Raw genomic sequence first — 10,370 nt, forward strand, 5'->3', positions numbered from 1 at the left:
CGAATTAGTAATATATTTTGGCTAAAGCCCTAATCTGTATCTCAATTTTATTACTCCAGCTAAAGCAGGAGTCTATTCAAAAAAAGAAATCAAATAATTCGTGACACTAGAATTAATCCCAATAAAAAAGATTTGATGAAATTAATCATCAAACCTTTTTTTAGTTTCAGGAATTAACCATTAATCATCAACAATTAACAATTATATAGAAACCGATTCTTCATTCTTCAACAAAGACAAATGAATCGTAACTCCGGAATGGCTTTTTTCTTCGGATAAAACGCTTTCAAAAACTTCCTCAGCTTCGGCTTTTTTATCCAAACCTAAAAGTCCTAATCCCTGCATGTACAAACAGTGAATTTTGTTGCGTTTGTCTAAATCATCTTCCCAAATCATAAGATCCGGAAGCGATACTGCAAAATAGTCGATTGTAACATGATCGTTCAGGTGCTTTTTAGCGTAAGCGACTAATTTTTCAAAACGTTTATCAGCTTCAGATTGTTGGTTTAATTTTAAGAAAGCCAAGCCCTGATAGAAAATTTTATCCGGTTGCTGATCATTATAGAAAATCGCTGCCGTTGGTTCGTCTAATCCTTGTGTTGCTTTATTCCACCAGTTTTTAGCTTGTTCAGGATTGTTTTTCTTATCGAAAGCAACGCCCAACCAGTAATGAATATCATTTTCCTGTGCGCCGGGTAATTTTCCTTCACCTAAATTATCAGGATAAAATTGAGCTTGTTCTAAGTTTTCGATTGCTTCATCATAATTTCCTTCAGAGATTTGATTTTTGGCAATTTCAGTTAAAGCAACCAGATATTGTCCGCTTACTTTTCCTTCGCCGCCTTCCCACGGATGGAAAATTCGGTTTTGTAATAAGGTTAATGCTTTGTCGTGTTTTCCGAGAAGATTATATAAAGCAACTCTTTCTAAATAAACATCATCACGCTGAATTACTAATTCCAAATGTTTTTCTAAGAAAGCCAGTCTGAAAACTAAATCTCTGTTCAAACGTTTGTACAATTGGTCTAATTCCATTAAAATTCTGGAATCTGTTACGTCTAACGAAAATGCTTTTTCTAAACTAGAAAGCGCTTTTTGTTCATTTTTTAATTTGTTATAATACGCCAAAGCCAAATTACGATGTACAGTTGGGAAACAATCATCTATCGTGACAGATTGTTCCCAGCAAAAAATAGCATCGTCATAGAACTTTGAAGCGTACCAAAAGTTTCCTAGATAATACAATGCTTTTGCGTCATTGATTTGTTTCTGAATTACGTTTTGAAGTACCAACGCAGCTTCAACCTGATTTGGGAAACAGTAATCCGGTTTTGCCTGAGAAGCCATTTTGAAGCACTTTTCGGCTTGACCGAAATCATTTAATTTCTCATAAAAAGAACCTGCATAATACCACGCAATTGGATACGTTTCTTCGTCTTTTAAACCTTCAGATAATAAATTTACAGCTTCATGATATAAACCTGCTGCAGCATAATCTAAAGCATATTCTATATACGTATGAATATTATTTCTGATCAATGAATTGAAATACGCAAGGTCTTTTTTGTCATTGCTTAAAAGGTATTTCTCGTAAAGCAATCCGAAATTAAAACAATCATTTTCTAAATAAGTATTCGCCAATTGAAGCGCTTTTTCATTATGATTTAATTTTCTAAGAAAGGCAACTTGCAAATGCAAGGCTTTATGATCTTCGGTATTTTTAGAAATCGCTTTTTTAATGTGTGTCAAAGCCAATTCCAAATCACCATTTAAAGCATCAAGTTGGGCAACATAAAAATAACCTTGATTTTGCCAGGCCGCATTCCACGTTGATTTGTAGAAAGCATCGTAAGCTTCCTGATTTTTATTCTGATATTTAAGACACAATCCTAAATTGAAATAAGCTTCACCTTCATAAGGATTTGGATTTCTTTGTGTTAATGTTTTGATAGCGGCTCTAAAATACGGTTCAGCTTCTGTGAATTTTGCTCTTCGCATCAACCATAATCCCATCGCATTATTCGAACGAATATCGCCGGAATCACGTTTTATTGCTTCTTTATAATATGGAATCGGGCTGTAAGTGGCGTGTCTGTATTGTTCTAAATGTTGAGCAGTTAAAAACAATTGTTCGTTATTTTCGATATCTTCCGGAGCAAGAGCGGGTTTTGCAGCTTCAGGAATTTCGGCTTCATTTGGACCTTCATAAATCCAATCAACCAAAACTTTATCATCAGCATCAGTTACGGAAATCGATAATCCTTCTAAAGATGTATGCTCGAAATCAATCGTTTCTTCGAATGAATTGTATGGCGAAGCATCGTATTGTTTTTGGAATAAAACAGTATCATTATTCTTTAATGTAACCGTAGTATTCGGATAAACGCCCGTTGTATAAGCTTTTATAACCAATTTATTGTCGATAGTTTCCAGATTTACCATCGCATTTTTGGTCGCATTTTTCACGATTCCTAAATCGCGATAAGGCATAAAATATTGCGTGAAATCTTTTTGTTCACCCGGCATAATCCAAGTAAAATCAGGCTGATTATCCGTGTAAACGCCACACATTAATTCAATATAAGGACCGTCTTCATCGGTCAGGTTACGATCCCAGGCACGACCAAAATCGCCGTGACCCCAAGTCCATTGTTTTTTTCCCGGAGAAACATGGTGGTTTGCAACGTGCAATAATCCGCCTTTTGAATCATTTTCGTATCCGCCCACAAAATTATATTTGGATGCAATCGCCATATACGACGTTGGAACCGGAATGTTTTTATAACGCGAAATATCAGTTCCCGGCGAATAATCTACTTTGTAATACGTTCCTTTTGCAATCGGGAAAGACGAAACATCACGTTTACCATGATCAAAAACAGCATTTACATCCGGCGGAAAAACCGATTGATAATCATCGTTTACCTTAACAGCAGGATTTGCCCACCATAAAAAGGTTTGAGGAAATGATGTTCTATTATATAATTGTGCTTTGATTTCCAGATAAGCTTTATCAGGATATAATCGGAATCCCGCCATACCTTTGGTTCTAAACATACGCTCGACTTCGCTGCACCAAACTGTTGCACTTCCGTCATCGTGTTCTTCAATTGTAAAATCAACCGGATCAAAAGTGGTTGGTCTGTGATGTTGTGGCCAGTTAAATTCGATTCCTCCCGAAATCCAAGGACCTGTAAGTCCAACCAAAGCCGGTTTTACCACCTGATTGTAATATACAAAATGACGTTCTTTGGTTTTATCATACGCCATGTGAACGCGCCCGCCAAGTTCAGGCAGGATCATTATTTTAACAAACTCATTTTCAAGATAAACGGCTTGATATTCTTTATCGATTTTTTCGTCTGCGATTTTTTCAATAACCGGATAAGGATATACAGATCCGTTACTTCCCTGATACACTCTTTTTTCAATAAATACAGGATTTTTTTCAGGTTTGCCCACCTCATAGGTTGGCAGGATTATTTTTTCCTTCCAAACATTTACTTTTTGCATGATGTAATGAAATTTAGATTATTGAATATTCTTTGATTTTTTATCAGAAACCATCAGTTCTTCAATCTCTTCAAGACTTTTGTTTTTGGTTTCAGGAAGTTTTTTAAATACAAACACAAATCCTAGGGCGCAGATAATTCCGTATAGCCAGAAAGTGCCTGATGTGCCCAGATATTCGTTGAAAATGGGGAAGGTTTGTACCAAAAGCGCAGAGGCGATCCAGAGTGCAAATGTGGCTACAGACATCGCAACACCACGGATTCGGTTAGGGAAAATTTCAGATAAAATTACCCAAGTAATAGGAGCGAGGGACATCGCGTAGATTGCAATGGCTAATAATACCAATAATAATAATGGGAAACCGGTAACATTTGTATAATAAAAATAACCCAATAAAGCATAGATTATGGCAAGAGCGGCTGAGCCAAAAAGCATTAGTTTTTTACGCCCAATTTTGTCAACAGTTCCCATAGCAACCAACGTAAAAATAAGGTTGATGCTTCCGGTAATTACAATATTCATGAACAAATCATTGATGCTGTAACCCGCCGAAATAAAGATTTCCTGTGCATAATTAAAGATGATATTAATACCGCACCATTGCTGAAAAGCGGCCAAAACAATCCCGATTACAAGTATGGGTAATGCTTTTTTATCCAATATCATTTTGAAATCAGTTTTCTCAGTTTCGTGTGTGAAGGTTTCCTTTATTTTTACAATTTCTTCTTTGCCGTATGCTAATCCGCCAATTTTAGTAAGTGTTTTTTCTGCTGTATCGTGATTTCCTTTTTTAGCCAAATATCTTGGGCTTTCCGGAATCAAAAACATTAAAATAAAGAATAATACTGCCGGAAAAAATCCTGCCCAAAACATCCATCTCCAACCGATTTGTCCATTCCAGGAAGCCAGAATTTCAGCATGAGAATAACCAGTCGGAATAACTTCGGTAATCAACATATTAGTAATTTGCGCGGCAAGAATACCAATAACTACGGTAAGTTGGTTGATGGATACAAAAAGTCCGCGGGTTTCTTGTGGCGCGATTTCAGCAATATATAAGGGAGAAATTGTCGATGCAATTCCAATTCCGATTCCGCCAATAATTCTCCAGATAATAAAAATCGTAAAAGCTTCTGAGGCTCCGGTTCCAATTGCCGATACGGAGAATAATACTGCTGCAACGATCAACATAGGGCGTCTTCCGTAAGTATCTGCCAGTTTTCCGGCAACGGCTGCACCCAAAACACAGCCCACAAGTGCACTACTCATTGCCCAGCCTTGTAGTGCCGGAGAATCTGAAATGCCAAAATAAATTTCGTAAAATGGTTTTGCACCACCTATTACAACCCAGTCGTAACCAAAGAGTAAACCGCCCAAGGCTGCAACAAGGCTAATTGATAGTAAAAAGGTATAATTGTAATTTTTCATAAAAAGGTTTTAATAGCTTTTGTAAAATTAGCGGAATAGGAACCTTCGAATTATGGATATTTTTTTTGAATAGATGGATTATAATCTGATTTTTTAATGCTCTGTGTTAAAATACGAAAACAATTGCGTTACTGCTTGTATTCTGTGCGATATTGAATAGGCGAAGTACTCATTATTTTCTTAAACAAACGAGAGAAATACAACGGATCATTAAACCCCAAAGCAAAACTTATTTCCTTTATACTCATAGTAGTGAAGCTTAGATACTGACAGGCTTTCTGCATTTTTAAATAGTTGAAATAATGTATGGGTGAATAGCCTGTTTGCTTCTTAAACAAGGTAAAAAAGTGCGAAGATGAATAGTTGAAATAAGTCGCTACATCATTGATTTTTAAGGATAAATCCAAATGCTTTTTCATGTAATCAATTGCGGACTCAATAGTATTATCCTCTGAAAATTTCCTGTTTTTTTTGATAAAGAATCGCTCATATAAAAAAGCGTTCAGTAATTGCCATAACGAGAGATTGGCATATTCGAGATTACTGGCACTGTAGCCGTCTTCCATAACATCGAGTATGTTTTCAAAAAGTTCAATACGTCTTTCTTCCAATGATAATTGTGGAGCAGTTTCAGGAAATTCGGTTGTGAATTTTTCGTAGAAATGTGGTGCTTGTGGTCCCGTAAAATGCAGCCAGTAAATACTCCACGGATTTTGCTTTAGCGCATAATAATCGTGTGCCACTTCCGGCGGTATTATATAAAAGGTATTCGCCTTGAGCGTTATAGTTTTGTTTTCTTTACTAATAATGCCTTCACCTTTATAACAATAAATCAGGATATATTGTTTGCTTCCGTGCTTCCGTTTTATCGAGTGATGACTTGCATTTGGGAAAACGCCAATATCAGTAAAATATAAACTTGATATAAGTCCATTATTCTTTATTTCCGAAAGTATATTTTTAGGGATCACAATCATGCGTTGGCCTAAAAAGCCTTCCTTAACTTTTATCTTTTCCTTTTGTGATGAATTCTTCATTTTTTAGAATCTATTTTTCAAATATCGTAATTTAATCCATGTTTTTAGAAAAAATGTCCATTTTGATACAAATAATCAAAGTTACATTTGAAATACTATTATGCAGATAATGTTTTTACCATTTTTATAAAACAATATGAATCTCTCAGATACTATTACTTATGAGCCTTTTGGTTCATATAAAGGAAAAGAAATTTTTAAATTCCGACTAATTAATGTTCACGGAAATTACGTTGAACTGCTTAATTATGGAGCCATAGTAAAGTCCATAGTAGTACCGGATAAAAACGGAAATAAAGAAAATGTAGTTCTTGGATTTCCAACTTTAGAAGGGTATTTAAAAGACACTTCTTATATAGGAGCAACAGTTGGACGTTTTGCCAACAGAATCAATAATGCCGAATTTTCTATCGGAAATAAAACTTTTCATTTGGATAAAAATGATGGAAACAACAACAATCATAGTGGTTCGGCTGGATTTAATACTAAAGTATTCGATTTTATTGTAAAAGACAATTCTGTGATTTTTACTTTAGAAAGTAAGAGTGGAGAAGGCGGTTTCCCCGGAAATTTAAATGCAAAAGTCATTTATAAATGGACGGATAAAAACGAACTTAAAATTGAATTTTTGGCTGTAGCCGATGAACCAACTCCGTTAAATTTTACGAATCATTCTTATTTTAATTTATCCGCTTGCGCCGAAAAAATACACCATCATTACCTCAACATTCAATCGAATAATATCTTAGAAAGTACGGAAGATTATATTCCGACAGGAAAAATTATTCCCGCTGATGATTATTTATTTCTGAATTACAAATTAGGCGATGTGATGAAAAATGGCGGTTTAAATACCTATTATATTTTGGAAAGGGATAAAGTCTGTGAATTATTCGATGAAAAATCAGGGCGACTCATGCGTGTATTTACTTCTTATCCAGGCGTACAATTGTATACCGGAGATTATTTAAATAGTGAAACAATTGGCGATCATTCCAAATTTTATGAAGCTTTTGACGGACTTTGTTTAGAATGCCAATATTATCCGGATAGTCCTAATCATGCTCATTTTCCGAATACAATATTTGGATCAGGACAAGTTTATAACGAAACGATTACTTATGCTTTTGATGTTATGATTCCAAAATATGCCACAGATTAAAATGATTTTTTTCTACCACAAATTACACAAATTTTCACAAATTAATTCGTGCTGATTCGTGAATTCGTGGCTAAAAAAAACTTAGCGTACAACATTGTTCACGTTATTTTTTTGCCACAGATTGTAAGGATTAAAATGATTTTTTTCTGCCACGACTTGCAAAAATTAATTCGTGAATTCGTGGCTAAAAAACTTTGCTAAAAAACTTTACAAACCAATAAACTTTAAAAACTAATCTCTAAAAACTATATTAATGAAAAAAATGTTTATTCATCGCTCTTTAAGTTTTCTGCTGCCTGCACTATTTTTTGTTCAGGTAAACTGTAAAGCACAAAACGAAGGACTTGATCTGAAATCCAAGGATAATCTAAATAAAATTACTTTGTCTTTGGTCGAAGGAAAGCTGTCTTATAAAGTTACCCGCAAGGATAAAACCATAATTCTAGATTCTCCGCTGGGTTTAACTTTCGAAAACAATGATTTTACATCTGGTTTGTCCGTTGTGAAAGTTTCGCCAATTGAAGAAAAACGCGAAGAATATGAGCTTAAAGTTGCCAGTAATAAAGTTGCCGACCATCTTTTTGAAACTAAAAGCATAACTTTTAAAAACCAACAAGGTGCTTTGATGACAATCGATTTAATTGCGGGCGAACAAGGAGTTGCTTTTCGATATAAATTCACCGACAAAGAGCCGCAAAAGAGAGTTCTTAAAAATGAAATTACAGGATTTCATATCGAACAGAATGCAAAAGGCTGGCTTCAACCGTATAATAAAGCGGGAGATTATACGCCGGGTTATGAAGATTTTTATGTAAATGTAAAATCGGGTGATCCAATAAGTGGTGCGCGAAATGAATCGGTTGGTTGGTGTATGCCAGCGCTTTTTAATGTAAACAATACTAAAAACTGGGTTTTAATTGCAGAATCGGGAACGGATGGTTCATTCTCCGGATGTCATTTACAACCGGATTCTAAGGATGGAATTTACAGCATTGCATTTGCTAAAAAAGACGAAAAATTTACGTTGCCTTTGCCGGATAAAGACGCTTATCCTGAATCAAATTTACCTTGGACAATGCCTTGGAGAGTGATCATAATTGGTGATAAAGCAGGAGATATTTTATTATCGACTATGATTACAGATTTGGCTCCAGCCTCTAAAATTGAAGATACTTCGTGGATTGTACCGGGAAAAGCAGCCTGGTCATGGTGGTCACATCCTGATGATTTTACACCTGAAATGTATAATAAGTTTACGGATGTTTCGGCTTCATTTGGTTTTAGATACACGCTTTTTGATGCCGGATGGGAAAAGGCAAATAAAGAAGGAAAAATTATTGATTATGCTTTGTCTAAAGGCGTTCAACCATTAGTTTGGGGATATTCGGCAGAGTATTTTGATTCAGAAAAGAGGAAAAAGAGATTTAGAGAATTGGCTCAAATGGGCGTAAAAGGTGTTAAAATAGACTTTTGGTGTTCTGATAGACAAGAGGTTATGGCAGTGTTGCAAGGCGTTTTTGAAGATGCAGCCAAAGAACATTTATTGGTAAACTTGCACGGTACAACAGTTCCAAGAGGATGGCACAGAACATGGCCGAATTTTGTAACGGCAGAAGCTATTTTAGGGACTGAGAGTTATTTTTATGAGCCAAGATTTCCAGAAAAAGCAGCTGAACAAAATACAGTTTTACCTTTTACAAGAAACGTAGCCGGACCCGCTGATTATACACCTTTTGCATTGACTTTTAGAAAATATACACGTTTAAATACGGCAGTTCATGAGTTGGCGATGGCTATGATTTATACCTCAGGCGTTATTCATTTTGCAGATTCGGAAGAGGTTTTTAATTCACTTCCTGATGCGCTTAAAAATTTATTAAAAGAAATGCCTGCGACTTGGGATAAAACAAATTATATAGTTGCAGAACCGGGTAAAGCAATCGTTTTATCTCGTCAGAAAGACAATCTTTCTTATATTGTTGGGATAAATGGTACGAATACAGCATCGCCAATTTCGATTGATCTTAAGAAATACGGCAAGGGCTTTTCAAAATTCAGAATTATCTCTGAAGGAACAGATGCTTTAATGGAATTTAAAGTGGAAACATATCCTTTAACTTCAAACTGGAAATATAATTTAGCTCCAAAAGGAGGATTTATTATTCAGTTTATAAAGTAATTCAGGATTCTATTAAAAAGAGAAAATAATAAAAAAACCTGTTCCATTAATGAACAGGTTTTTTCTTAACTTCCAAACAATAAAAACTATTTTTAATTTAAAAATCGATAGTTAATTCCGATTTCAAAAGTGTCATTTGCGTAAGCGCCTGAATTTCCAATGTATTTAGAATAGGATAAAAAGATGCCTAATTGTTCTATTTTTATACCAAAAGCACTGGTAATAATTTCATTACTATGATAAATTCCGGTGAAATCTATTTTGTACTCCGGCATACTAAAACGCCCTCCAACATCCAGGATATCTCTGTATCCTCTAAAGTTTCGATAAGCAACGAGAGGTTCTATATTGAAGTCATTTATTCGGCTTGATACATATATTTTATAACTTGCAGAGGCATAAAAAAGCGGACGATCGACGTATTTTTTTATAATTTCATCATCTTCCAGAAAAAGACCATTAAGATTAGGAAGTACACCCTGAATGGTTAATAATTTAGTGGTATAAGAGATTCCGAAATCACCATCTAAAGCGCCGCCTTCATTGTAGTTTTGAGCAGATGGATCGTCAGGATTACCAATTATTTTATCATAATCTAGTGAGGTAAATTTGGCCCCTACAGATAACCCAAAGTTTAATTTTTGCTCATCATTAAGAGGCAAATGATAGGCGTAAGTAGCCATGATCCTGGTTCTGTTAATCAATCCGGCCTCGTCATTATTGGCGTTTAATCCAAGACCCACTCTTTTTCCATAATTATAATCAACAGTTGCATTCATCAGCACAGGATTTCCGGGAACTGAATTTAATTGTCCCTGATAGGCCATATTTGCATTCAGTCCTTTTTCTAATCCGGCCATAGCAGGATTCGCTATATACTGATTTTGAAAATACATAGACTGAAATTCCGTTATTTGTGCCTGCGCTGTATTTGTCCCTAATAATATCAGAAACAGAATAGTGTGGATATGGATTAGCCTCATCGATTTATTTTTGATTGTATTCATGTCTTTATAGTTATGATATAACAATTTTTAGTACTCTTTTTTTC

The 10,370-nt window shown here is 35.1% G+C and carries 6 protein-coding genes; 2 read left to right on the forward strand and 4 right to left on the reverse strand.

All coding sequences use genetic code 11. From position 1 onward, the window contains the following. Nucleotides 1-201: 201 nt before the first annotated feature. The 3 genes from ACZ0AH_RS10440 to ACZ0AH_RS10450 form a co-directional block, all read right to left on the reverse strand. On the reverse strand, nucleotides 202-3,513 hold the full coding sequence (locus ACZ0AH_RS10440; RefSeq protein WP_463475739.1) for a DUF5107 domain-containing protein: 3,312 nt from the start codon (nucleotides 3,511-3,513) through the stop codon (nucleotides 202-204). Between the two features lie 18 nt (nucleotides 3,514-3,531). Continuing rightward, the gene (locus ACZ0AH_RS10445) at nucleotides 3,532-4,941 is read right to left on the reverse strand and encodes a sugar porter family MFS transporter (RefSeq protein WP_463475740.1); all 1,410 of its coding nucleotides are present in this window, start codon (nucleotides 4,939-4,941) and stop codon (nucleotides 3,532-3,534) included. A gap of 128 nt (nucleotides 4,942-5,069) precedes the next feature. Beyond that, nucleotides 5,070-5,978, reverse strand: coding sequence for an AraC family transcriptional regulator (locus ACZ0AH_RS10450; protein WP_463475741.1), 909 nt, complete (start codon nucleotides 5,976-5,978; stop codon nucleotides 5,070-5,072). A gap of 136 nt (nucleotides 5,979-6,114) precedes the next feature. On the opposite strand from ACZ0AH_RS10450, the gene ACZ0AH_RS10455 reads away from it, so the two are divergent. Further along, the gene (locus tag ACZ0AH_RS10455; protein WP_463475742.1) at nucleotides 6,115-7,140 is read left to right on the forward strand and encodes an aldose epimerase family protein; all 1,026 of its coding nucleotides are present in this window, start codon (nucleotides 6,115-6,117) and stop codon (nucleotides 7,138-7,140) included. Nucleotides 7,141-7,393: 253 nt separating this feature from the next. Then, nucleotides 7,394-9,319 (forward strand): glycoside hydrolase family 97 protein, encoded by a 1,926-nt coding sequence (locus tag ACZ0AH_RS10460; RefSeq protein WP_463475743.1) that lies wholly within the window; start codon nucleotides 7,394-7,396, stop codon nucleotides 9,317-9,319. A 92-nt stretch (nucleotides 9,320-9,411) separates the two neighbouring features. On the opposite strand, the gene ACZ0AH_RS10465 is transcribed toward ACZ0AH_RS10460, so the two are convergent. Next, the gene (locus ACZ0AH_RS10465) at nucleotides 9,412-10,326 is read right to left on the reverse strand and encodes a PorP/SprF family type IX secretion system membrane protein (protein WP_463475744.1); all 915 of its coding nucleotides are present in this window, start codon (nucleotides 10,324-10,326) and stop codon (nucleotides 9,412-9,414) included. Between the last annotated feature and the right edge of the window lie 44 nt (nucleotides 10,327-10,370).

Source organism: Flavobacterium sp. AC105 (assembly GCF_979258495.1).